Origin of the sequence: Streptococcus mitis, from assembly GCF_047464945.1 — a bacterium.
Classification (GTDB): Bacteria; Bacillota; Bacilli; order Lactobacillales; family Streptococcaceae; genus Streptococcus; species Streptococcus mitis_EA.
On sequence record NZ_JASHAX010000001.1, the window covers coordinates 428,139 to 454,010 of the forward strand.

Annotated in this window: 21 protein-coding genes; 1 reads left to right on the top strand and 20 read right to left on the bottom strand. The window is 41.1% G+C overall.

The window, feature by feature from the left end:
• Positions 1-65 precede the first annotated feature (65 nt).
• The 6 genes from carB to QM424_RS02120 all read right to left on the bottom strand — a co-directional run bounded on the left by carB (position 66) and on the right by QM424_RS02120 (position 7,666).
• Positions 66-3,242 carry a carbamoyl-phosphate synthase large subunit gene (gene carB / locus QM424_RS02095; protein WP_414392774.1) on the bottom strand — a complete coding sequence of 1,059 codons (3,177 nt, stop codon included), beginning with the start codon at positions 3,240-3,242 and terminating at the stop codon, positions 66-68.
• Positions 3,243-3,691: 449 nt separating this feature from the next.
• Positions 3,692-4,771, bottom strand: a complete 1,080-nt coding sequence (locus tag QM424_RS02100; protein ID WP_000166853.1) for a carbamoyl phosphate synthase small subunit — start codon at positions 4,769-4,771, stop codon at positions 3,692-3,694.
• 49 nt (positions 4,772-4,820) lie between these two features.
• Positions 4,821-5,744 (bottom strand): aspartate carbamoyltransferase catalytic subunit, encoded by a 924-nt coding sequence (locus tag QM424_RS02105; protein ID WP_004260121.1) that lies wholly within the window; start codon positions 5,742-5,744, stop codon positions 4,821-4,823.
• An 18-nt stretch (positions 5,745-5,762) separates the two neighbouring features.
• On the bottom strand, positions 5,763-6,284 hold the full coding sequence (gene pyrR / locus QM424_RS02110; RefSeq protein ID WP_000850023.1) for a bifunctional pyr operon transcriptional regulator/uracil phosphoribosyltransferase PyrR: 522 nt from the start codon (positions 6,282-6,284) through the stop codon (positions 5,763-5,765).
• Positions 6,285-6,494: 210 nt separating this feature from the next.
• On the bottom strand, positions 6,495-7,124 hold the full coding sequence (nth, locus tag QM424_RS02115; protein WP_414392775.1) for an endonuclease III: 630 nt from the start codon (positions 7,122-7,124) through the stop codon (positions 6,495-6,497).
• Entirely contained in the window at positions 7,124-7,666 is a 543-nt protein-coding gene (locus QM424_RS02120; RefSeq protein WP_414392776.1) for a YceD family protein, read from the bottom strand. The genes nth and QM424_RS02120 overlap by 1 nt, the downstream gene beginning before the upstream one ends.
• Positions 7,667-8,273: 607 nt before the next feature.
• Between QM424_RS02120 and QM424_RS02125 the strand changes: the two genes are divergently transcribed.
• Positions 8,274-9,839 carry an ATP-binding cassette domain-containing protein gene (locus QM424_RS02125; RefSeq protein WP_414392777.1) on the top strand — a complete coding sequence of 522 codons (1,566 nt, stop codon included), beginning with the start codon at positions 8,274-8,276 and terminating at the stop codon, positions 9,837-9,839.
• Between the two features lie 299 nt (positions 9,840-10,138).
• Here the strand turns inward: QM424_RS02125 and QM424_RS02130 are convergent, their stop codons facing one another.
• The 14 genes from QM424_RS02130 to QM424_RS02195 form a co-directional block, all read right to left on the bottom strand.
• Complete coding sequence (locus tag QM424_RS02130) at positions 10,139-13,651, bottom strand: pneumococcal-type histidine triad protein (RefSeq protein ID WP_414392778.1); 3,513 nt, start codon at positions 13,649-13,651, stop codon at positions 10,139-10,141.
• A 257-nt stretch (positions 13,652-13,908) separates the two neighbouring features.
• Positions 13,909-15,243 carry a two-component system sensor histidine kinase CiaH gene (ciaH, locus tag QM424_RS02135; protein ID WP_414392779.1) on the bottom strand — a complete coding sequence of 445 codons (1,335 nt, stop codon included), beginning with the start codon at positions 15,241-15,243 and terminating at the stop codon, positions 13,909-13,911.
• Positions 15,233-15,907: a two-component system response regulator CiaR gene (ciaR, locus tag QM424_RS02140; protein ID WP_000590639.1), complete on the bottom strand. Its 675-nt coding sequence runs from the start codon at positions 15,905-15,907 to the stop codon at positions 15,233-15,235. The genes ciaH and ciaR overlap by 11 nt, the downstream gene beginning before the upstream one ends.
• A gap of 213 nt (positions 15,908-16,120) precedes the next feature.
• Positions 16,121-18,667, bottom strand: coding sequence for a M1 family metallopeptidase (locus QM424_RS02145; RefSeq protein WP_414392780.1), 2,547 nt, complete (start codon positions 18,665-18,667; stop codon positions 16,121-16,123).
• Between the two features lie 121 nt (positions 18,668-18,788).
• Positions 18,789-19,229, bottom strand: a complete 441-nt coding sequence (locus QM424_RS02150; RefSeq protein WP_414392781.1) for an ASCH domain-containing protein — start codon at positions 19,227-19,229, stop codon at positions 18,789-18,791.
• Positions 19,226-20,074 carry a putative PEP-binding protein gene (locus QM424_RS02155; RefSeq protein ID WP_414392782.1) on the bottom strand — a complete coding sequence of 283 codons (849 nt, stop codon included), beginning with the start codon at positions 20,072-20,074 and terminating at the stop codon, positions 19,226-19,228. The genes QM424_RS02150 and QM424_RS02155 overlap by 4 nt, the downstream gene beginning before the upstream one ends.
• The gene (locus tag QM424_RS02160; protein WP_414392783.1) at positions 20,052-20,552 is read right to left on the bottom strand and encodes an NUDIX hydrolase; all 501 of its coding nucleotides are present in this window, start codon (positions 20,550-20,552) and stop codon (positions 20,052-20,054) included. Before QM424_RS02160 ends, QM424_RS02155 begins: the two co-directional genes overlap by 23 nt.
• A 9-nt stretch (positions 20,553-20,561) precedes the next feature.
• Positions 20,562-21,260: a 3-oxoacyl-ACP reductase gene (locus QM424_RS02165; RefSeq protein WP_414392784.1), complete on the bottom strand. Its 699-nt coding sequence runs from the start codon at positions 21,258-21,260 to the stop codon at positions 20,562-20,564.
• The gene (locus QM424_RS02170) at positions 21,253-21,489 is read right to left on the bottom strand and encodes a DUF2829 domain-containing protein (RefSeq protein WP_000141913.1); all 237 of its coding nucleotides are present in this window, start codon (positions 21,487-21,489) and stop codon (positions 21,253-21,255) included. The genes QM424_RS02165 and QM424_RS02170 overlap by 8 nt, the downstream gene beginning before the upstream one ends.
• Positions 21,490-21,599: 110 nt before the next feature.
• Positions 21,600-22,253 carry an IS630 family transposase gene (locus tag QM424_RS02175; RefSeq protein ID WP_414392785.1) on the bottom strand — a complete coding sequence of 218 codons (654 nt, stop codon included), beginning with the start codon at positions 22,251-22,253 and terminating at the stop codon, positions 21,600-21,602.
• A 47-nt stretch (positions 22,254-22,300) separates the two neighbouring features.
• Positions 22,301-22,444, bottom strand: a complete 144-nt coding sequence (locus tag QM424_RS02180) for an IS630 transposase-related protein (RefSeq protein WP_414392786.1) — start codon at positions 22,442-22,444, stop codon at positions 22,301-22,303.
• A 297-nt stretch (positions 22,445-22,741) separates the two neighbouring features.
• The gene (gene sufB, locus QM424_RS02185) at positions 22,742-24,154 is read right to left on the bottom strand and encodes a Fe-S cluster assembly protein SufB (RefSeq protein WP_000797053.1); all 1,413 of its coding nucleotides are present in this window, start codon (positions 24,152-24,154) and stop codon (positions 22,742-22,744) included.
• A gap of 57 nt (positions 24,155-24,211) precedes the next feature.
• A complete protein-coding gene (sufU, locus tag QM424_RS02190; protein WP_414392787.1) occupies positions 24,212-24,652 on the bottom strand; it encodes a Fe-S cluster assembly sulfur transfer protein SufU in 441 nt (146 codons plus the stop codon).
• A complete protein-coding gene (locus QM424_RS02195) occupies positions 24,639-25,865 on the bottom strand; it encodes a cysteine desulfurase (protein WP_414392788.1) in 1,227 nt (408 codons plus the stop codon). Before QM424_RS02195 ends, sufU begins: the two co-directional genes overlap by 14 nt.
• Positions 25,866-25,872 lie beyond the last annotated feature (7 nt).

Genomic DNA, 25,872 nt, shown 5'->3' on the forward strand with positions numbered 1-25,872 from the left:
CACTAATATCGCAAAAGCCAGCGTTTTTTGACGCTGGCTTTAAAACTGTGAAAAATATTTCTCAACTAGATCGCTTCTGTGACAAAACTACGGCTTTCAAGCACCTTAAGCATGGCATTAGCTGTATCTAGGGCTGTAAAGAGTGGCACACCGTGTTCAATGGCTGAACGACGGATTTGCTCTCCATCTTCATCAGCAGTTCGTTTGGTTCCTACTGTATTAATGATAGCTTGAATTCTTCCTTTACGAACAAAACTTGGAATATCCTTATCCTCATCACCAATCTTACCAACAGGTTGGGCTTGCAATCCATGACTGGCAAAGAAGGTTGCTGTCCCTTCTGTCGCGAGGATTCCATAGCCAATATTTTGGAAACGACGAGCCAAGTCCAAGGCTTCTTCTTTGGCATCATCAGCGATGGTAAATACAACGTTACCAAAAGTTGGCAAGTGTAAGTAAGAAGCTTCAAAAGCCTTATAGAGAGCTTTTTCTAAAGTCGTATCAGAACCCATAACTTCCCCTGTTGACTTCATTTCAGGACCAAGTAAGCTGTCTACCTTAGCTAGTTTGGTAAAGGAGAAGACAGGTGCCTTGATATGAACGCGAGTACTTTCAGGGTAAAGTCCATCTTGGTAGCCAAGTTCTTCAAGTTTTTGACCAAGAATGAGCTTAGTTGCTACTTGAGCCATAGGGATATTGGTTACCTTAGAAAGGAATGGCACCGTACGGCTAGCACGTGGATTGACCTCAATAACATAGACTTTTTCATCCTTGATGACAAACTGGATGTTCATCATTCCAAGGCAGTTAAGACCGATTGCTAGGCGTTTAGTATAGTCTGCGATTGTTTCTTGCACCTTTTGCGACAAGGTTTGTGGTGGGTAAACGGCCATTGAGTCACCTGAGTGGACACCAGCACGTTCAATATGCTCCATGATACCTGAGATGAGGACATTTTGTCCGTCTGAAATGGCATCGACTTCACACTCTTGTCCGACGATATAAGAGTCAACAAGGACTGGGTGGTCAGGACTAGCCTTAACCGCTGTACGCATGTAAGAACGAAGATCTTCTTCATTTTCTACGATTTCCATGGCACGTCCACCAAGTACATAAGATGGGCGGACAAGAACTGGGAAGCCAATCTTGCGAGCTGCAAGAACTGCTTCTTCTTCATTGGTAGCCGTTTGTCCTGGTGGCTGTGGAATATCCAAATCTTTTAGAGCTTGCTCGAAGAGGTCACGGTCTTCCGCACGGTCTAGGTCAGCTACTTGAGTACCAAGAATAGTCACACCTGCTTTAGCCAATGGCTCAGCTAGGTTGATAGCTGTTTGACCACCGAACTGAACAATAACACCTTTTGGTTGCTCCAAATCGATGACATTCATCACATCTTCAAAAGTCAATGGTTCAAAGTAGAGTTTATCAGATACAGAGAAGTCTGTAGAGACGGTCTCTGGGTTTGAGTTCATGATGATGGCCTCATAGCCAGCCGCCTGGATAGCCTTAACTGAGTGAACCGTTGCATAGTCAAACTCGACCCCTTGACCAATACGGATTGGACCCGAACCTAGGACTAGTACAGATTCCTTATCAGACTTGAAAGACTCATTTTCCCATCCATAGGTTGAATAGAAATATGGTGTTTCAGAGTCAAACTCTGCCGCACAAGTATCGACCATCTTGTAGACTGGGACAATCTTGTTTTCCAAACGAAGCTGACGAACTTGGTCTGCAGTCGTTTCCCAAAGTTCAGCAATCTTACGGTCTGAAAATCCATTGAGTTTGGCATTTTTCAAAACATCTAAATCTTGTGGATGGGCACCCAACTCCTGCTCAATTTCAAAGATATGTAGAAGTTTATCGAGATAAAAGATATCAATCTTAGTCAATTCAGCGATTTCCTCTGGTGTGTAACCACGGCGAATGGCTTCTGACACATAGAAGAGACGGTCATCTTGGGCTTTAACAACTTTTTCAATCAAGGCATCATCAGAAACTGCTGCAAGCTCAGGCATTTCATTGTGGTGCACCCCAATTTCAAGGGAGCGACAGGCCTTAAGGAGAGATTCTTCGATGTTACGACCAATCGCCATGACTTCTCCAGTGGCCTTCATCTGTGTCCCAAGACGGCGCTCACCTTTTTCAAACTTGTCAAATGGGAAACGTGGAATCTTGGCAACCACGTAGTCGAGAGCTGGCTCAAACATGGCATAGGTTGAACCTGTAACTGGGTTGATGACCTCATCCAAGGTCAAACCGACGGCAATCTTAGCAGCCAATTTAGCGATTGGATACCCTGTCGCCTTAGAAGCAAGGGCTGACGAACGCGATACACGAGGGTTTACTTCGATGACATAGTACTTGAAGCTATGGGGATCAAGGGCCAACTGAACGTTACATCCCCCTTCAATCTTAAGGGCACGAATAATGCTCAAGCTTGCGTCACGTAGCATTTGGTTTTCATAGTCTGACATAGTTTGCGCAGGGGCAAATACGATGGAATCCCCTGTGTGAATCCCAACTGGGTCAAAGTTTTCCATGTTACAAACAACCAAAGCATTGTCAGCCGAGTCACGCATCACTTCGTATTCGATTTCCTTGAAACCTGCGATTGAACGCTCAATCAAACATTGGGTAACAGGTGACAATTTCAAACCATTTTCAGCGATTTCACGCAATTCTTCCTCGTTGGCACACATACCACCACCAGTACCACCAAGAGTAAAGGCTGGACGGACGATGACTGGGTAGCCAATTGTTGCTGCAAAGGCAACTGCTTCTTCGACTGTGTTGACAATTTCAGATTCTGGGATTGGTTGGTTGAGCTCTTCCATCAATTGTTTAAAGAGGTCACGGTCCTCCGCTTGGTCAATGGCAGATAATTTAGTTCCCAGAAGTTCCACTCCAAGCTCATCTAGGATACCATTTTTAGACAATTCCATGGCCATGTTGAGACCTGTCTGACCACCGAGTGTTGGTAGCAAGGCATCTGGACGTTCCTTACGAAGAATACGTGTCACAAACTCAAGTGTGATCGGTTCAATATAAACCTTATCAGCAATTTCCTTGTCCGTCATGATGGTGGCAGGGTTTGAGTTAACCAAAACAACCTCATAACCTTCCTCTTTCAACGACAAGCAAGCCTGGGTCCCAGCGTAGTCAAACTCAGCAGCCTGACCAATAATAATCGGACCAGAACCAATCACCATAATTTTTTGAATATCAGTACGTTTAGGCATATATAAGATATTAAGGGCGTCAAGCGGACAAAGCTAAAATAGGAGTTATGACGAAGAACTATCAGTTCTAGGAATAACTATCTTTTTAGCACCGTCCGTAGCCCGTATTCAGTTCAGCAAATACGGAGCACCCTTCTCCTTTCTATTCGGCAACTCTCGGGTTGCCATTAAATAAATTCTCCGACGATTTTTTTAACGAAACGATACTTTTCGGTAAAAAATCTAGTGCAGGGAGTTTTTAGTTCGCACCATAGCGACTAAAAGAAACGACCTGCCTTTCTATTCGTCGCCTCACAGAGCGACATTAAATAAGATACAAAGGACGAATAGAAAGCGATTGAATTTTAGGAAACCAAGGAAGGATTGACAATCCAAATTGATTTCTCTAAATTCCAAGCTTTCCGTCCGAGTTCAGTTACATAAATTCTCCGACGAGTTTTTACTCGTTCTTAGTTTGATTGTTTAAAAGCTTCCATCATCTCGATAAACTCGTCGAATAGGTAACTTGCGTCGTGTGGACCAGGTGCTGCGTCTGGGTGATATTGAACAGAGAAAGCAGGTTGGTATCTGTGACGCACACCTTCAACTGACTTGTCATTGATTTCTTCGTGGGTGATAATCAAGTGTTCTGGCAAATCCTCACGGCTAACTGCATAACCATGGTTTTGACTTGTAAAATCCACACGTCCTGTAGCAATTTCGCGTACCGCATGGTTGAATCCACGGTGTCCAAATTTCATCTTATAGGTCTTAGCACCATTTGCCATTGCAAAGAGTTGATGCCCCATACAGATACCAAAGATTGGAATTTTTCCTTGCACACCACGAATCATGTCGAGTGCTTGTGGAACATCTTCTGGGTTACCTGGACCGTTTGACAACATAACTCCGTCAGGATTGAGATGGAGAATTTCTTCCGCCGTTGTTGAATAAGGAACGACGGTCACGTTACAGTTGCGTTTAGAAAGTTCACGTAAGATTGAGTGCTTGAGACCAAAGTCCACTAAGACAACACTTAAACCAACTCCTGGAGCTGGATAGGATGTTTTAGTAGAAACCTGCTTGATATTGTCTGTCGGCAAGACTGTTGCTTGGAGCTGGTCCGTCACATGGTCCATACTGTCCCCAACATGGGTCAAGGTTGCACGCATCGTACCATGCTTACGGATAATCTTGGTGAGTGCACGCGTATCAATCCCTGAAATACCAGGAATTTTCTTGGCTTTCAAAAATTCATCCAAGGTCATTTGGTTGCGCCAGTTGCTTGCTCTTCGTGCTTCTTCGAAAACAACGACTCCCTTACAAGTTGGAATAATGGATTCATAATCATCACGGTTAATTCCATAATTTCCTACCAAAGGATAGGTAAAGGTCAAGATTTGTCCATTATAAGACTGGTCTGTAATGGATTCTTGGTAGCCGGTCATCCCTGTATTAAAGACGATTTCTCCTGTTACATCAATATCTGCTCCGAAGGCCTTGCCTTCAAAAACTGTGCCATCTTCTAATACTAGAAGTCTTTTTGTCATATTTTCACCTCTCGTGGACGCTCACTGGCGTCTTTTAACGTCTTGTGTTTTAGTTGGCGTTTCTACTCGCCAGTACGGATTCTAAGATTGCCATTCGAACAAAGACACCATTGGTCATTTGTTGGACAATCCGTGATTTTGGTGCTTCAACCAAGTGATCTGCAATTTCTACATCACGATTGACTGGAGCTGGGTGCATAAGGATTGCTGTTTCTTTCAAGCGATCATAACGTTCTTGAGTCAAGCCATGTTGGGCATGGTAGTCTTCTTTTGAAAAGACAGCTCCACTATCATGGCGTTCATGTTGCACACGGAGAAACATCATGACATCCACCTGATCAATGATTTCATCAATAGTTACAAACTGTCCATAGTCTGCAAACTCTTGACTTCTCCATTCCTCAGGTCCAGCAAAATAAAGTTCAGCTCCCAAGCGTTTCAAAATCTGCATATTGGATTTGGCAACGCGTGAGTGGTCCAAGTCACCTGCAATCGCAACCTTAAGACCCTCAAAGTGACCAAATTCCTCATAAATAGTCATCAAATCAAGCAAGCTCTGGCTAGGGTGTTGGCCCGAACCATCTCCACCATTAATGATGGAAGTCGTAATCGTTGGACTTGCAATTAATTCTCTGTAGTAGTCAACCTCAGGGTGGCGAATCACACAGACATCCACTCCTAAAGCAGACAAAGTCAAAATGGTATCATAAAGTGTCTCACCCTTATTAACCGAACTAGTCTTCACATCAAAGTCAAGTCGTTCCAGCCCCAGTTTAATCTCTGCCACTTCAAAGGACTTATGCGTCCGTGTAGAATCCTCAAAGAAAAGATTGGAGACAATCGGATGGTCCTCATAGGGAAGCTGAGCTCCATTTTTAAACTCAATTCCTCGCTTGATCAATTTCATGACTTGATCAACAGTGAGGTCTTCCATGGATACCACATGGTTCAATGCTTGTTGATTTTCTGACATGGCTACTCCTTTAGCTTTCTAAGCTTCTTCAGTAATCAGAACTCTGTCTTGGCCATCAAGTTCTGCCATCTCTACGATGATTTCTTCAGAACGACTGGTTGGGATATTTTTTCCAACGTAATCTGGACGGATTGGCAATTCTCTATGTCCACGATCGACTAGAACTGCTAAACTCACGCGAGCAGGACGACCATGACCGACAATATTATCAATAGCAGCACGGATAGTACGGCCTGTATAAAGCACATCATCCACCAAGATAACTTCACGGTCTGTCACATCAACAGAAACCAAAGAAGTATCTTCTCCACTTTTAACATCATCACGGAAAGGTTTTGTATCCAATTCCACAACAGGAACTGAAAGATTTTCTAGTTGCTCCAAACGTTCTTGGATTCGGTGGGCGATAAAGACACCGCGAGTTTTAATACCAGCCAAGACGATTTTATTCAAATCTTTGTTGCGTTCGATAATCTCATAAGTAATACGCGTAATCGCTCGTTTGACGGTCAATTCGTCTACAACTTCTTTTGTCTTCATGACAAACCTCCAAAAAGAAAAGTCTCCTTAAACAAGGAGACTTGAAATGTATAGCCAAGCGAGCCCTACCGCAAACAGTATAGACTTCACCCTTCTACTTTATCGCGCTCCTTGCCTGCCTCACGGGACAGGTTTAAAGGAATATTTAGTTATCAATTACTATAGCACAAAGCAAGCCTAAAATCAAGCAAAAACTTTTGATACCCCATCTTATAAATTGCTAAAATCATATAATTGCGGGTACTGGTCACACTCTGGATTTTTAGGATGACAGATAGCTCTTCCAAAATAAATCATGGCCTGATGAGCTGCTAACCATTTTTCAGGTGGCAAAATATCCATAACCCGCTTTTCCACCTCAAGCGGTGTCGCTGATTTTTTGACGATATCGTGGTGTTTGCAAATACGCTCCACATGAGTATCTACTGCAAAGGCTGGAATTCCAAATCCCACACTCATGACAACATTGGCCGTCTTGCGACCAACACCTGCTAAACTTTCTAATTCTTCACGTGTCTGAGGGACTTGACCATCAAAATCGTCTAATAGTTGTTGAGCACATTTTTTAAGGAATTTAGCCTTGTTACGATACAGTCCCAGGCGAGAAATGTGTGAAGCAATCTCACCCTCTGTCGCCACAGACATGGCTTGTGGCGTTGGAAAGGCAGCAAAGAGACCTGGTGTGGCCTTATTTACCGCTGCATCCGTCGTCTGGGCTGACAACATGACCGCAACCAATAGTTCAAAATGATTGGTAAAATCAAGACTGGGCTTGGCATCTGGGAAGAGAGCAATAATTTCTTCTAGCACCTTTCGTGCTCGTTTTTTTGACAAGACCATTATTCGTCTCCGTCAAATAGTCCTTGCAAGCCAGAAAAAGGACTGTTTTCTTCTTTCTTGACTGCTTGTTGAGCTTGGTATTCTTCCTCTGTCATGATTTGCCAGTCGTTTCCTGATACAAATCCTTGACCAGCCTCTTCTTCAGCCGTCAAGACCTTGATAGGGATATTGAGCAGGATATTATCTGATACACTCTCAGCAAGGTCTAGTTCTCCATTTTCGATAGGCAAGACCAAATCATCATCTAAAACTTCCTGTTCTAGCTGGTTGGTTGCGCCTTCCATAAAAACTTCCGTTACTGGATAAGATTCAACTAACTCAACTGGCTCCATACTACGACTTGAAGCAAGGACAATGGTATAAGATAGTTGATAATCTAAGAAATACATACGGTCTTCGTACTGTACTTTTCCAACTGCAAGGATATCTTTTACATCTAAAATTTCTTGATTGCGTGCACGCAAGTCTGCAGCTAGGTCTAACGTTTGTTCAAAATGCAAGCCTTCAGACTGCTTACGAATTTCTTGAATATTTAATTTCATACTTCCTCCATAAAGATTTACTCTCTTGATTATACCATGAAAAGGCTACAAATCAGCCCACCAAACTTCGTAATTAAAATCCTTGCTTTTTAACATATTTACTATCATATTTTTACTTTTTAGTACTATACTATCGGCAAGAATAGATCAGAGCAAGGAGGATGTTCACATGGAAGACAAAGAACTAATTACTAATGCAACCCAACTCCTATCCGAGTTATGCTCTTCGAAAATCTCTTCAAACCACGTTTGCCTTGCCTTTGGTATAGGTTGCTGACTTCATCCGTTCTATCTGCAACCTCAAAGCTAGTGCTTTGAGCAACCTTCGAATCGCTTCCTAGTTTGCTATTTGATTTTCATTGAGTATAAAACCTAGAATTTCCAGTTTTTTATTGACAAAATATCCTTAAAGGTATAGGATAGAGGTACTAATAATCGGAGGTAAGGGAGACATGAACAACTAAGTCTATCAAATAAAGAAACTTTATTTAGTAGATCTTGTTTTTGTCTCTTTTTGCGTGCTCTTTTATGCTCTTTTTCTGGCATTTTTATAGAGTTTTTTTGACATAGACTTTGGGCTCTACTAGATAAAGTAGAGCTTTTTGTTATGCACTATGAACATTCTAGAAAGGGCAATTATATGATAAAAATTAATCACCTGACCATCACACAAAACAAAGATTTACGAGACCTTGTCTCTGATCTAAGCATGTCCATCCAATATGGGGAAAAGGTCGCAATTATTGGCGAAGAAGGAAATGGCAAATCAACCTTGCTACAAGCTTTAATGGGGGAAACTTTACCTAATTTCGCTATCAGGGGTGTCATCCAGTCTGACTATCAGTCACTGTCCTATATTCCTCAAAAAGTCCCTGAGGAGCTGAAAAAGAAAACTTTACACGACTACTTCTTTTTAGATACTATTGATTTAGATTACAGTGTCCTCTATCGTTTGGCTGAGGAATTGCATTTTGATAGCAATCGATTTGCTAGCGACCAAAAGATTGACAGTCTATCAGGGGGCGAAGCTTTGAAAATTCAGCTCATCCATGAGTTAGCCAACCCCTTTGAAATCCTATTTTTAGATGAACCTTCAAATGACCTGGACCTTGAAACAGTTGATTGGCTAAAAGGTCAGATTCGCAAGATTAGACAAACTGTTATTTTCATTTCCCATGATGAAGACTTTCTTTCTCAAACGGCAGACACTATTGTCCACTTGCGACTGGTCAAGCACCGTAAAGAATCAGAAACGTTAGTAGAGCATTTAGACTATGATTGCTATAGTGCGCAGAGAAAGGCTAATTTTGTCAGACAAAGCCAGCAAGTTGCTAACGACCAGAGAGCCTATGACAAAACCATGAAAAAGCATCGCCGAGTCAAGCAAAATGTAGAAACTGCCCTTCGAGCTACCAAAGACAGTACTGCCGGTCGCTTATTAGCTAAAAAGATGAAAAATGTTCTCTCTCAAGAAAAACGTATTGAAAAGGCAGCTCAGTCCATGACCCAAAAACCACTTGAAGAGGAAGAAATCAGACTTTTCTTCTCAGATATACAGCCATTACCGGCTTCTAAAGTCTTAATCCAACTGGAAAAAGAAAATTTGTCCATCGGCGAGCGAATTTTGTCTCAGGGACTACAACTAACTGTCCGTGGCCAAGAAAAAATCGGTATCATCGGCCCAAATGGTATTGGGAAATCAACTCTGTTAGCCAAGTTACAGCAACTTCTTAATGATAAAAGAGAGATTTCGCTTGGTTTTATGCCACAAGATTACCACAAAAAACTGCAATTGGATTTATCACCAATAGCCTATCTCAGCAAAATTGGGGAAAAAGAGGAACTGCAGAAAATCCAATCCCACTTAGCTAGTCTCAATTTCAGTTATCCAGAAATGCAGCATCAAATTCGCTCCTTATCTGGCGGGCAACAGGGAAAACTCCTGCTTTTGGATTTAGTGCTGCGCAAACCAAACTTTCTCCTGCTGGATGAACCCACACGAAACTTTTCTCCCACTTCTCAACCCCACATCAGGAAACTCTTTGCAACCTATCCAGGCGGTCTCATCACTGTTTCGCATGACAGGCGTTTCTTAAAAGAGGTCTGTTCAAGCATCTATCGCTTGACAGAACATGGTTTGGAAGTCGTTGATTTAGAAGATTTATACTCATGAGGATAATTCTTTGCTTTGGAGCGCTATTTAAACATTATAATCAGTGAATAAATCTTATATCCACATTCAAGTCAATAATTTCTTTCAAGATCATTTGTAATCAACTCTAAATAGACGGATAAAAACTACTTCTAACTATCAAAAAACGAGTACCTCCTCAGTTGGAAATGCTCGTTTTCTTATGTTGCCATGGTTTATAATTACAGTGAGAAATAGGAAACAGCCTTGAATGGGAAAATCTCCTAGATCTACGACCACAAACTTTTTATCTACCAACTTTTTTATTCTACTGGTTTTTCTTAATTTCCAGTACTTATTGTAGATTCTGCTGTTTCCTTTTCTGAAGCTGATTCAGCAGATTTAGAACCTGTTGCGTTGCTCGGTTTGTTTTCGTCGCTGGCAGTTTCACTGTTAGATTCTGCAGTTGCTGATGTTTCAGTTTCGGGACTTGTCTTATCACCATTTGCTTCAGCATTTGTCGCTGGAGTTGCTTCTTCACTCGCGCTTGATTTTGACTTGATTTCTTGATTCAAAACTAGGATAGCTTTTGTCAATTCAAGTAAAGCGGCTTTATCCTTACTCTTAGCAGAAAGTTGATCTAGTAGAGTATCCACCTTATCAAAGTCCTCATCAGAACCCTTATTGTTTTCTAAGTAAGCATGAAGTGACATGAGGATATCGTAAAGTTTTTGATAGAGTACAAGTGTCTGAGGGTCTTGCTCAGCATTTTCTTTCTCTTGTTGAAGGGCACTAGCGATACGAGTCAAGACATCTTTTACCTGACTGTTTACTTCATCCAAGTCTGCATCAGCCTTGTTTGTAGCAGTTTTGAGATTTTCTACTTCTTCCGCCAAGGATTGTTTGATTCCTTCTTCTTGGATTTGCTCTAAGAGTTGAGTTGCCTTGCTCAAGAGACTTTCTACTTGTTCCTTGCTGACATGATTCACATGCTCTTCAGGCATAAAGTCTCCATACAATTCTTTCAAGAAGCCATAAATAGCTGTCTTGGCAGTTTGGTTATCTACTTTTTCAGTATCTAGAACTGTCTGACTTGATTTCGCAGTAGTTGGCTGAGCTTTCAAAGCTTCTTCCACTTCTTGTTTTGCCTGATAGATGCTTGGGAATAATTTGTTCAATTCTGCTGCCTTAAGGAAGGATTGAGATTGATACAAGGTCCAAGTCAACTGAGCTACTTTGTTTCGAAGTTCATCACTCAAACGACCGTCATTTACGTGTTCGTAGAAGTACTTGATGTATTCTACAGTTGTAACACCTGTTCGATCATTAAAGTCTTGAAGAGCTTGAAGTTGTGATTCAACCGCTACTAAAGCAGCCTCATCTTTAGCCAATTTAGCTTCTTGGAGTCGAACGAGAAGGTCTTTCTTAGGAAGTCCATAAGAGTCTGTATCCAGTGTATTGATTTTATCAATCAAAGCTTGATATTTCTTATCTAAAGCACTTGTTTCAGCAGGCTTGACACTTTCATCAATATGGATATATTGCTTATCAAAGAGATCAAGGGTTGCAATATAACCTGCTGTAGAGTTAGTTGCCAGTTTCTTCATGTTCTCAGTAAACTGACCTAAGGCTAACTCAATCTGTCTTTGTTCAATAGGCTTGTCTTTATAGATACTTCTGCTATCAGCTAAAAGTTGATCTACTTTTTCCAAGACTGCCTTCTCATCAAAAGCTCCAGGTTGATAATTGGATTGTAGGGCTGGAATTTTGTTTTTCAAAGCAACTTCATAGCCCTTCGTTTGAACCTTGATGTAGTGATTGTGGTCGCCATGAGGAATCACAAAACTACCATTCTCTACCTGCAAACTATAAGGAGATACACCATCACGTAAGGCAGTCGTATAAAGTTCATTTAGGAAATCAAGTTCTGGATTGCCAGTTTGTAGCGGAATACGCACATGTTCCTTACGAACAGCATATGGGTGGATATGAGTTGGATCGTAGGCTTGGTCTGGATTTCCAAAAACAAAGAATCCGTTTGAAATTCTAATCGCTTCAAGTGGAACACCATAAGTCTTAGAAATGTAAGCTATTTTTTCTTCATCACTAGCATCTCTTGAGAAAGACTCTACCGTTTTAGCAAGAGGTTTTACAGGCTCTGCATCATGATGTGTTTTCAAATGGTCTTGTGCAGCCTTAATTTGCTCTGCTGTCAAATCCTTCTTGAAGAAGTAATGATTGTGGTCACCATGACTCATGACAAAGCCTTGTTCATCCTCACTGATGACACGATTAGCATCAAAGCCGTGATCATGGTCTTCATCATGATGGTGTCCATGATGATCTTCATCGTGATCGTCGTCATGAGCTGGATTTGGTGTTGCTGGACTTACACCTTTCAAGTGGTCTTGCGCTGCCTTGATTTGATCAGCTGTCAAATCCTTCTTGAAGAAGTAATGATTATGGTCACCGTGACTCATGATAAATCCTGCTTCATCTTCAGCAATAATACGATTGGCATCAAAGCCGTGTCCACCTTCTTCATGTTCCTCATGTGAAACACCAGGATTGACTGGAAGAGATGGCGAAGGTGTTGTTAGACCATTGTTTGGAAGAGTCGGTTGCCCAATTACGGTCGATTTGGGAATGTAATGGAAATGATCACCATGTCTGACAATATAAGCTGTAGCCGTTTCTTCAACGATATCTTTTGGATTAAAAATATAACCATCAGATGCTGAAGAGAGTTCCTTACTTGTCGTTGAAGAAGAAGGATTGCTTGAAAGACTTCCTAGACTAGACGCTACTTCATTAGGTTTTTCATTTGTAGAAATCGTAGAACCAGTACCACCGATAGGCACCATTCTAGCAATCTTTTCTTCTAAAGGAGAGAGCTTGCTGTAAGGAATAAAATGATAATGGTCGCCATGCGGAATCGCAACTCCATTTGGTGTACGACTGATAATCTTAGCAGGGTCAAAAACCAGACCGTCTGATTCACTGTAACGTTGGTCACTAGGTGAATCATAGAGTTCTTTCAAAAGACTTTGGAGATTGTCAGCTTTATTTGCTGGCTTGCTAGTTGATTCTTTCTCTATAGCTTGATTAGTATTGTCACTAGCTGTTGAAGAATAGCTTAACTGACTCGGTTGCGTATTTTTACCAGCCAGATGAGCTTTAGCGGCTGCTAATTCACTAGCAGACAAATCACTTTTTGGAATGTAGTGATAGTGTCCCCCGTGAGGAACGATATAAGCATCACCAGTATCTTCGATAATATCAGCTGGATTAAAGACATAACCATCATCAGTCGTATAGCGTCCCTGAGACCTTGCTACAGCAACATCTGAGCTGACCTTCTCATTATCTTTGACATGTTCTTGTTTTTGACGATTGATTTCATCCTTGGTTCGAACATTATCAGCATGAGCTGCATCTTTCAGGTAGACATAATATTTTCCATTGACCTTGATGATATAACCACCCTTGACTTCATTGACAATATCTCCATCCTTAAGTTGGTAGTTTGGATCCTTCATCAAAAGTTCTTCGCTAAAGAGGGCATCATAAGGAACTTTCCCATTATAGTAATGATAGTGGTCACCGTGTGACGTCACATAGCCCTGATCTGTAATTTTGATGACAATTTGCTCAGCCTGAATCCCTTCTTTTTGGCTAACCTGATCTGGTGTCAGGTTTTCAGTTTTCTGACTTGACTGGCTACCATCCACATAAGAGACACGATTATTGTCCTTATTTTCCTGCGAGCGATACTGGTTCAGTGCATAGGCGCAAAGACTCAAGGATACGATAACAGCTGATCCAGCTGCTATATACTTTTTACTGAATTTCATAAATCCCTCATTTCAATAAATGATGAAGCTTTTTCTTAACTTCCTTTACTTGATTAAATAGTTTTCTAAATTGGTTATTTAACCAATTAATTAACCAGTAAATAGTTTACATTTTTTAAGTTTATCTGTCAAGATTTTTATGTTATTTTAATCATAATCACCCCTAAAACGGGTGGTTTGACTGTCTCACACCTGACTTAGCGAGACGGACTGAAAGTCACATAATCCAAAATATCGCCCCAGCTGGAGCGATATTTTTATTTTTTCTTTTTCGATGGTGTGTGGATGGCAATCTTCACTTCAAAGATTGTTCCCTTTGGTTTATTATCTTTAACAGTAATGGTTCCTTTTAGGGCATCTACAATTTGCTTGGCTAGGGATAAACCTAAACCAAAACCACCTTTTTGACGGGTTCTAGCCTTGTCCACTCGATAAAAACGATCAAAAATTTTCTTCTTATCTTCTGCTGAAATACCGACTCCATTGTCGGAAACCAGTAAATACAGATTGCGATCGGTCGCCGAGATAAGAAAATCAATTTCACCATCCTCTTCAGTATACTTGACAGCATTATCAAATAGGATAGTCATCAACTGCTTCAAGAGAAGCTGATCTGTGACAATCGTGCGATGGATCCGATTTTCAAAACGAAAGACACGGTCATTTTCAGAAGCAATCATCTCATAGTTTGTGAAAGTCGTATTGAAAAAACTGGTTGGAACTTCTGCAAGTTCCGGTTTAATCCCATCATCTCTACGAGCTAAATTCAACAAGTTCGTCGTCAAAAACCGCATATTTCGGACTTCTTCCAAACTCGATGCAATGCTTTCGCTCACATCCATAATGGTAGCTTCTGGCTTACGAAAAAGGGTCTCTAAACGATTTTGCAAAACTGCAAGTGGAGTCCGTAACTCATGACTAGCATTTTCCACAAAGGACTGTTGCTTCTGCATGCTCTCAAGCAGGGGCCTAACACTGACCCTAGCTAGATAGAGACTGGCGAGCAAAGACAAAATCCAGAAACTAGCCATCACAATCACAATCAATTGCTCATGCTTTTGACTTGCTTGCTCCAACTGACTGGTATTAATCAAGACAGCTGCATACTTAATATTGGTTGAAACCGAACTGATATTGGTTTCCATCAAAATCATGCGATAGATTTCTTCCTGTCCATAGCTATTAAAAACCTGAATCTGATAGATATGTCCTAGTTCTTTCTTCTCTAACTTAATCTTATCCAAGCCCAAAAATCGATTTCCAGAAAGGAGTTGGGTAAAATTTTTATCAAAAAGAATAACCTCCGTATTGGAACTGACATTGGGTTTTATCTCAGTCTTGCTAGAATCTGTAGCGGCATTCTCTAAATCTTTAATCTCTTCTGTTGCCCTATTTACCGCAAGCTGAATAACTGCTTGAGGATTTTCACTCAGTCCATGGAGCTTATCATCCACCGAAGTATAGAGACTCGAATGCATGACCTGTAAAATAATCAAGGTCATGGTAGAGAAAATCAGAGTGAAGACACCAAAGTTGCGGATAAAATAACTAAAGTCATCCGCATACCATGTTTTTTTTAGTTTACTGAACATCTTTTAAAATATACCCAACACTGCGCAAGGTTTGCAAATTCTCTGCAAAAGTGGTTCCTTTTAATTTCTTACGGACTTTTGAAACATAAACTTCGACAACCGAAATCGTTGTATCACTATCAAATCCCCATAGACGATCAAAAATCTGAGTCTTAGGCAAAATAACATTTTGATTTTGAAGGAAATAAACCAATAAATCGAACTCTTTCCCCAGTAATTCGACAGGAGTATCTTCGACTTTAACGGTATTGGTTGACAAATTAACCACAATATTTCCATAAGTCAAGGTGTTTTCATTAAACTTGCCTGAACGTTTGAGAAGGGCTTGAATCCGCATTTTAAGTTCTTCTAGGTAGAAAGGTTTGGTCAGATAATCATCTGCTCCCAGTTCAAATCCATGTCCCTTGTCATCCAAACTTTCCTTGGCAGTCATGATCAGAACTGGAGTCGTAATTCCCTTTTCACGCAATTCTTTCAAGACTTGGAAGCCATTTTTTTCAGGCAACATCAAATCGAGCAAAATCAAGTCATAGACGCCACTTTCAGCTTCGTAGAGACCTTCTTCACCATCAAATACCTGCATGACATCCGCAAAATCGTCTAAAAAGTCAAATACTGAATTTGACAGGCCTAGGTCATCCTCAACCAATAAGATTTTTATCATGAGAAACTCCTCCTTATTAAAACCATTATACCAAATTTGCCTTAAAAAAAACTCAACTCTCTGCATTTTATACTCAATGAAAATCAAAGAGCAAACTAGGAAGCTAGCCGCAGGCTGTACTTGAGTACGGTAAGGCGACGCTGACGTGGTTTGAATTTGATTTTCGAAGAGTATTACATGAGATAGATGAGTTTTCTTTTATTTTAGGCTTATTTATGCATTTCCGTATTGAAGAACGACTGCTTCCACTGCAGCTTTTTCACGGTTAATCAAGTCAACACGCGCTGCAATTTCCTTGATTCCCATACCGATGTTACGGCTAAGAGCAAGGTCAGAAAGTTGCGGTTCAAAGAATTCCTTGTACTCTGCCAAGCGTTGCTGAGTCTTAAATACGTGTGCAGGAAGGATAACAAAGCTATCAAAGCTCATATCTCCACCAAGAGCTGCCTTAATCCAAGCCCAGTTTTCACGCGCCCAAGACCAAGCTGTTTCCTGAGTTGCTTGGTGAGCTAGGAATTGGTAATACCAAGCAGACAAGTCCTGCGGTTTCACCACAAATTTGTCCTTCCAAGCAGCAATCAAGGTTTGGATATTGTTCGCATCTTTACTATAGGCAAGAGCTGCTGCCAACTGACGTTTAAAGACAGCATCTGTTGCGTGAGTATAAGTATCAAGATAAAGTGCTAACAAGTCTTTAGTCTCATGATGTTTCATCTCATTGATCAGAACTTGTGAGCGAATTGCTGCTGGAAGTCCTGCAAGCTGATCCTTGTGAGCCGCGAAGATTTGGCTAGCGACTTGACTAGCTTCTGCATCATTTGAGCGAATCATCATAGAAACAGCCAATTGACGAACCAATTCATCCTCATCTGATTCGCCATCTTTAGCTTCAAAACCAAGACAGTCATAATTGTGACGAGCCAATTTAGCAACCAAGGCTTTGAAGACTCTTTCAGCTTCTGTTCCTTCATCGATAAAGCGCTCAAGGGCAGAAATTACTTCAGAAACAGCTGAAACGACAAGGTAAGATTCTTCCTTAGCAAGTTTATCAAGAACTGGGAGCAAGTCTGCATAAGAAATTTGTCCTGCCTCAGCAAGCAAACGACGTTCTTGGACGATTTGCAGTTTGCTTGTGTTATCAAGCTCAACTAGGTCAGCAAGAACAGCTTCTAATAAGTCTCCTTGATAGTCTGTAATGTAGTGGGCTGTATTTTCTGTGTTGAGGCGAAGTGCTGTTTTGTTTTCAGCAAGAAGAGCAGCGTAGCCTGGAATTTCGATGCTTTCAGTTTCAAGTGTATCAGGCAAGCCTTTCCAGTTGCTGTTTAGTGGCACAACCCAGAGACGGTTCTTATCTTCGTTCTCACCGATGAAGAATTGTTTTTGTGAAATCTTCAAAACATCATTTTCAACTTTGACAGTAAGAACTGGGTAACCAGGCTGTTCCAACCAAGAATCCATGAAGGCTGCGACATCACGTCCAGACGCTTGACCAAGAGCATCCCAAAGGTCACGACCAATGGTATTGCTGTATTGGTGTTTTTCAAAGTAGGCATGCAAACCTTTTGTGAAATCGGCATCACCTAGCCAACGACGAAGCATGTGCATGAGGCGACTTCCTTTGGCATAGACGATAGCTCCGTCAAAGAGCGTATTGATTTCATCTGGATGCTTAACTTCGACGTGGACAGACTGAACACCATCAGTCGCATCGCGTTCAAGAGCGTGAGGTACTCCACCTGTTTGGAAATCTTCAAAGATATTCCAGCTTGGCTCAATGGCATCCACACAGACGTACTCCATCATATTAGCAAAGCTTTCATTGAGCCAAAGGTCATCCCACCATTTCATAGTTACGAGGTTACCAAACCATTGGTGAGCCAATTCATGGGCCACAACAAGGGCAACTTGTTGACGGCTGGCAAAGGTAGAGTTCTCATCCACAACCAAGTAAACTTCACGATAGGTCACAAGACCCCAGTTTTCCATAGCTCCAGCTGAGAAGTCAGGAAGGGCGATGTGGAGAGATTGAGGGATTGGGTACTTAACTCCATAGTAATCTTCGTAAAACTCGATAGAGCGAACAGCAATATCCAGTGAGAAATCAAGGTTAGATAGTGGATGAGCTTTGGTTGAGTAAACACCTACAAGGGTACCGTTTTTAGTTTTAGCGGTCACACCTTGCAAATCACCAGCAACAAAGGCTAACAAGTAAGAAGACATGCGAGGAGTTGTTTCAAACTTCCAGATACCTGTTCCCTTGCGGTTTTCAACATCGATTTCTGGCATGTTAGACAAGGCTAACTCACCTTCTGCTTGGTCAAAACGTAAAGAGAGGTCAAAGGTCGCTTTGGCTTCTGGTTCATCCACACATGGGAAGGCCTCGCGCGCAAAATGGCTCTCGAATTGAGTTGACAAAACTTCCTTCTTGACACCATCAACTGTGTAATAAGAAGGGTAAATCCCTGTCATGTTATCTGTAATTTTTCCTGAGAAAGCAATAACCACTTCAACTTGACCTGCTTCTGCAAGTTCGATATGAAGAGCTTCGTTTTCATTATCGACTGTGAATGGACGAGTTGCCCCTGCAACTTCTACAGAGGCGATTCCCAAGTCTTTTTGGTGGAGGGAAATACGGTCACTTTGTGCTTGACCAGTGATGGTCACCTTCCCGGAAAAGGTCTTGGTCTCACGACTCAAGTCTAAAAATAAATCATAATGTTCAGGAACAAATTGCGAAATAAAATGTTCAACTGCTTGCATAGTTTTCTCCTATCTAAGTTTAAGAGCTAGAGCTCTTCTTCAAACAAACTTATTATATCATGTTTTTCTTGAGAAAAAAGGATTAGACGGTGATTTCCAAAACTTTCTTCTTTCTAACAGTCTACAGTGGGTAGACCTTGCGAAATTCTTCTAAAACAACCTTGCTTTCAGGTGTAAAAGTCAGTCCTGCTTCCCTCATCCACTCTGTGAAAAAGTCCTCATGAACCTGACGCCAATAGGCTAAAGATTTGTCTCCCTCGCCTTCCTTGTAGGCATGGTCAGCAGAAACTTGATGAAAGGGTTCAACTGAAACCTTTGTAATTTCGACAATACAGACGGCCTGATTTTGACTATCTAAAATGACATCGAAGGTTCCTTCTTGTGGAAGGGGTTCAGCTTCTAGTGCATAGAGGTCGTAGGCCGAGGCAGTTGCTGTCTTTTCGCCTCTTAAAACCAAATCTGCCAAGAGATCTGCTTCCACTCCAAAAGCCCAAGCATCTATCTCATCTCCAATCGAGGGGGTGATTTGCTTGTAGGCATTCCACATTTCTTGCGGTGTCATGGGTTGCTCCTTTGTAATTTTTTACTTACTTCTTTTACACGTTTGAGGTGGTCTGGATGGTCAATTTCTAAATCAAAAATCTCTGGAATAGAACTGTAGTGTATTATGCACTTGATACCCATCTGATTCATTTTTTGTATGAAAGAAGTATTCAGATAGCCTGCTACAGCAAAATCAATCTTTTTCATCCTTGCTTTATCCTGCATATCTCTTAGCATATCTAACATTATTGGACTTTCCATATCATGCCATTGACTGTTTCTCACAGTCGCAAAAATAAAAGAAGTCAAATCATTCATTCCAACTACAATCTTTGAAATGCCCGTTTCCAGTATCCTATCCAAGTCAAAATACGCTGACGGTAATTCAATCATCGTGCCGATTTTCCCAGTAAAACCATACTCACGCAATACTGTAATAGCTTGCTTTAACTGCTCAGCATCATTGACAAAAGGAAAGATAAGAGACAGATTGGGATTGTTTTGATGAACTTCTGTAACGACATGTGCTTCAGCCTGAAATTCATCCGGACACGCCAGTAAACGCCTAGTTCCTCTATATCCAAATAAGGGATGATTTTCATCAAAATACTCTTTAGTCCCCTTTAAACAATTAGCTTCTGTATTCGTTAATTCTGAAAAACGATACCAAACTTCTTCATCTGAGTACAGGGAGCAGATAGTCTCTAGATAATCTTTTACAAATTGCTGACAACTTGGTAACAGAATGTTTTGGTTAAGCTCCCTCAACAAGTATTCCCCCCGAATCATGCCAACATGATGAAATAGTTGTGGGTAAACTTTTTCATCAAGTTTTTCGCCACTAAGGGCAAGTTGGTTTCTCATCATTCACCTTCCAATTCATGTAAGAAGTCTTGTCAAGTTCTGGAAATCCTAATAACTCTGCTTTGATCTTCAAGACTAATGGCGATGCATTCTCTTCTGTGATCTCTTGAATATTCATCCAAATATATCCAAGCGAATCATTCGCACCATCAGAGACAGCTTCCGAAATCGTAACTTGAGGTGCACTCTCATTCATTTCAACATCATACAAGGCCATGACATGGTGAACCATAAAATTTTTTAACTCTTCCCTGACGAAAACATCGTAGATTCGAGGATTAGAGTAGCTTCTAACAGTAAATCCTGTCTCTTCCAAAACTTCTCTAGTCAGCGTTTCCGTCAGTCCTTCACCAAGTTGCTGACTGCCTCCAGGTATATCGTACCGATGTTGATAAGGGCCTCTCGTTTTTTCAATGCAGAGTAACTTCCCATTTTCAAAGCAAACAGCGTAGACTCCAAAGTGTCTTTCGATTTCCATCAGATCCTCCTACTTCAAAGACCAGCCACCATCTATTGTCAAAATTTGTCCCTGCATGGCAGATGTCTTTCCACTGGCCAAAAAGAGACTAACTTCTGCCACTTCCTCTGGTTCAATCCAGCGCTTGATTGGGGTTTCACTCGCTACCCAGTCAGACAAACCACCTGGCTCAAAATCTGCAGCAGTCATACCCGTCTTAACTGCTCCTGGAGCAATCCCAAAGACCTGAATCCCAGCTTCAGCATAATCTAGAGCCAACTGCTTGGTAAATCCAGCCAAGGCGTGCTTCGAAGAAGTATAGGCGTGTCCACCGCCACCTGCTAGGCTCGAAGCAATAGAGCACATATTGATGATAATTCCCTTTTTATTTTCCAGCATTTGTGTCAAATAATAGCGAGTCAACTCAACAGGAGTCAGATAGTTAATTTCAAAAATCTCTTGAATTTCCTGCGCTGTTTGTTCCAAAAGTGGTTTATAATCATCCAAAACTCCCGCAGTATTGCACAAAACATCAACCCGAGGGCACCAATCAAAAACAGGTTCCAAGTCCAAGGTCAAATCTCTCTGTAAAAAGTTAAAAGCACCCTCTAAGAGTGGATCTTCACCCTGGTCAACTCCATAAACTTGATAGCCCTTCTCTAAAAAGAAGCGAGCTTGAGCCAGACCAATCCCTGAACTCACGCCTGTAATGAGTACACATTTAGTCATGCACTTCTACCCAATCCGTCGCTAAAACATCACAAGGTGTCGGACTCCACATGGAAAAACCTTCTCCTTCTCCAGACACGTTGATTAGGAAATAAGGTGTCACTTCAAGTGCAACCCCGTTTTGTTCAATGGTGTCAAAAAGTTGGACATAGTTTTCAGCCCCTCCCCAACCAGTACGTACATATTTTTTCTTAGCCTTTAATCCAGGCAGAATTTCTTCAAATGTCATGGTTTTCTCCTTTTATTCTACATTTTTCATTTAATTATAACAAAAAACCGTTGTGCAACGGCTTTTTGACTCATTTTAAATCAAAATCAATAAGCATTTTATAATTATAGTCATTTAGTTTTAAAAAAGCGTTCCAAACATTCAAAAATATTTGGAACTTCCCTTAATAAATCCGTCACTTTCTTTTTCAAGATAGCCCAAGTTTGCTCAATAGGATTCAAATCTGGTGAATAAGGTGGTAAAGGTAAGAAAAAGTGTTTATCTTGAATGCAGTTTTCATCCAAAATGTTCTTGGGATGAAAACTAGCATTGTCCATGACAATGACATCAGTTGTCTTCAAAGTAGCTAGAAGTTGAGTTTTGAACCACTCCACAAAGAAATCGCTCGTCATACTTTCCTTGTAAATCATGGGAGCTATAAACTCTCCATCTACTTGTCCTGCAACAATCGAAGTCCGCTCAAAACGCCGTTCGCTAATCTTTTCATAGACTTTCTCCCCTCTAGGAGCCCGTGCATAAGGACGATAGAGGTAGCGGTCGATTCCTGTTTCGTCAATATATAGGACTGGTAAATCTTTTAGGTTATCCAAAATATCAAGAAACTCAGCGACTTTCTCAGAATCTTGTTCCTTAAATCTAGTCATCTTTTTTAAAGTCATATAAATTTGCTTTAAAGCTCCCCATACTGAAGGAACAGCACAATCAAAATGTGCCGCAATTTCCTGTAAAAAAGTGTCTGGATGAGCCTCTACAAAGGCTTTCAATTCCTATAAAGGAATCTTTCGCTTTTTGACGACTCGCTTTTTCCTCTCTAAGTGTCCTTGTTCACGTCTTTCTTTTCCCACGTGAAGAGAATTCTGACGCCAACATCAAAAACTTTGGCTTCCTCGACATGGCTGTGTCCTTCTTTGATGTAATCTAATGCTCTTTGTTTAAAATCTGTACTGTATGCCATAGCTTTATTATAAGATGCTTATTTTAAACTAAGCAACTATATCGTGGCTTGAACTGACTATTTTATATATTGTCTTACTTCGTCCTCACAAAACTATATCAAAAATCAAAAGCGCTTAGGAAAAAACTCTATTTCATGAGAGAATACAATAAATCTTCCCACAATAAAATGCATAATATCAAGTTTTTTGGCTCCTGATATCATGCATTTTCTGTTCTTAAAACCTTTTTCTCAGTCTCTTGTTGTTACAAGTTCATCTTCAAGATCCTTGATTGGGGGTAAATCTAAAAACAAATTTTACCCAACTGATCCTTCCATTTCATAGCTAATCAAGCGATTCAGCTCAACTGCATATTCCATTGGAAGTTCTTTTGTGAAGGGCTCCACAAATCCCATAACAATCATCTCAGTTGCCTCAGATTCTGACAATCCACGGCTCATAAGGTAATAGAGTTGCTCTTCTGAAATCTTAGATACCTTAGCTTCGTGTTCCAAAGCTACTTGCGAGTTGTGAATTTCATTAAATGGAATGGTATCTGATGCTGACAAGTCATCCATGATAATGGTATCACATTCGATGTGAGAGACAGATTTCTTAGAGTTTTTGTTAAAGGTTACTTGTCCACGGTAGTCAACCTTCCCTCCGCCTTTAGCAATGGATTTAGACACGATAGACGAGCTTGTATGTGGAGCATTATGGATCATCTTGGCACCCGTGTCTTGGTGTTGTCCAGCATTGGCAAAGGCAATAGAAAGCATAGTACCACGCGCCCCTTCTCCATCTAGATAAACAGATGGGTATTTCATGGTTGTTTTGGCCCCCAAGTTTCCATCAATCCACTCAACTGTCGCATCTTTCAAGGCTTTAGCACGTTTTGTTACCAAGTTATAGACGTTATCAGACCAGTTTTGGATAGTCGTATAACGCATATAAGCTCCATCCAAGGCAAAGATTTCTACAATGGCAGCATGCAAGCTGTTACTTGAATAAGTTGGCGCTGTACATCCTTCTACATAATGGACACTTGCTCCTTCGTCAACGATAATCAAGGTACGTTCAAACTGACCAGTATTTTCGTTGTTGATACGGAAGTAAGTTTGAAGTGGAATATCTACCTTAACACCTTTTGGTACGTAGATAAAGGTTCCACCAGACCATACTGCTGAGTTAAGAGCAGCCAATTTGTTATCTGTTGGCGGTACCAACTTAGCAAAGTATTGTTTAAACAAGTCTGGGTATTCCTTGAGAGCAGAATCTGTATCTGTAAAGATAATCCCCAATTTCTGGAACTCTTCCTTCATGTTGTGGTAAACCACTTCTGACTCGTACTGGGCAGAAGCACCGGCTAGATAAGCACGTTCAGCTTCAGGAATCCCGATACGTTCAAAGGTTTCTTTGATTTTTTCGGGAACTTCATCCCAAGAACGGGCTGGCTTATCAGATGGTTTTTGATAGTAGATCAAGTCATCAAAGTCAATCTCTGACAAGTCTGCTCCCCAAGTTTGCATGGGCATTTTTTTGAAGGTTTCATAAGACTTCAAACGGAATTCTAGCATCCACTCAGGTTCTCCCTTTGCAGCTGATAGTTCACGAATGACATCTTCGTTCAATCCTTTTCCTGTCGATAGGACAGGCTCTACATCATCATGGAAACCAAATTTATATTCACCAAGGTCAATTGGTTTTGGTTCTACTCTTTCTTCAGCCATAATATCCTTTCTTTCATTCTTCATTTCTACTGATTCATAAGACAAAAGAAACTTGCCTTACTTGTTTTCTTGATTTTCAATTGTTTTCTTGAGGGCGTTCCAAGCTAAGGTTGCACACTTGATTCGTTGAGGGAATTTGGCAACACCTGACAAGAAAGCAGCATCACCTAGTTGGTCTTGTCGGTCATCTTTTTGACCTTGCACCATTTCAGAAAAAATAGTCGCCAGTTCTAAGATTTCTTGCTTGGTCTTACCCAAAACAGCATCTGTCATCATGCTCGCAGAGGCAGTCGAGATGGTACAACCTGAATTTAGAAAAGCGATATCCTCCAAACGGTCATCTACATCAAACTTGACAGAGAGATTGATAACATCTCCACAGGTCGGATTGTTGAGACTGATTTGCTCAGCATCATCCAACTTCCCTTGATGATGTGGATTTTTCGAATGGTCCGCTACCACTGCCATATAGAGGCTATCTAGTTTAGAAAGTGCCATTGAAAAACTCCTTTGTCTTTTGTAAGGCATCGACTAGCTTGTCACAATCTGCCTTGGTATTATAGATATAAAAACTTGCACGAGCTGTTGCTGGAACTTCCAAATACTGGATCAAGGGTTGAGCGCAATGGTGACCTGCTCGAACAGCTACTCCTTCATAATCCAAAGCAGTCGCAAGGTCGTGCGGATGAAGATCACCTAGGTTAAAGGCAATGACACCTGAACGTTGAGCCAAATTCTGTGAACCATAAATGGTCAGTCCTTCAATCGCCTGCAGTTTTGGATAGACATATTCAATCAGTTCCTGTTCATGAGCTTCAATGGCATCCATACCAATCTTTTCCAGATAATCCACTGCCGCAGCAAGTCCAATTGCACCTGCCATATTAGGAGTTCCAGCCTCAAATTTCCAAGGCAATTCCTTCCAACTAGCAGATTGTTCATAAACGAAATCAATCATTTCGCCACCAAATTCTACTGGTGACATTTGTTCCAGATACTTTTCTTTACCATAAAGGACACCGATACCAGTCGGACCAGCCATCTTGTGACCTGAAAATGCAAAGAAGTCCACATCCAAATCCTGAACATCAATCTTCATATGAGGAGTAGACTGAGCACCATCCACCACCATGATAGCTCCAACTTGATGGGCTAATTGGGTGATTTCTTTGATTGGATTGACCACACCAAGAACATTGGAGGCGTGAGCAAGGGAGACAAACTTAACCTTATCAGTCAATTTAACTCGCAAATCATCCATATCCAGAGCTCCGTCCTTGAGATAAACATAGACAAGCTCTGCTCCAGTCTTGCGACAGGCCTCCTGCCAAGGAATGATGTTGGAATGATGTTCCATGACAGAAATCAAAACCTGGTCTCCCTCAGTCAAGACTTCCTCTGCAAAGCGCGCCACCCAGTTCAGACTGGTTGTCGTTCCTCTAGTAAAGAGAACTTCCTTTGTAGACCCTGCATTGATAAACTCACCAATGGTTTCACGAGCGGCTTCATAAGAAGCTGTCGCTCTTTCTGCCAAGGTATGAACGCCACGATGAACATTGGCATTGTCGTTCTCATAGTAGCGGTTAATCGTCTCCAGAACTGCTAGTGGTTTTTGTGTCGTAGCAGCGTTGTCCAAATAAACCAATGGTTCATCATTAACAATCTGGTCTAAAATTGGAAAATCCTTGCGAATCACTTCTACATCTAACATAGGCTAC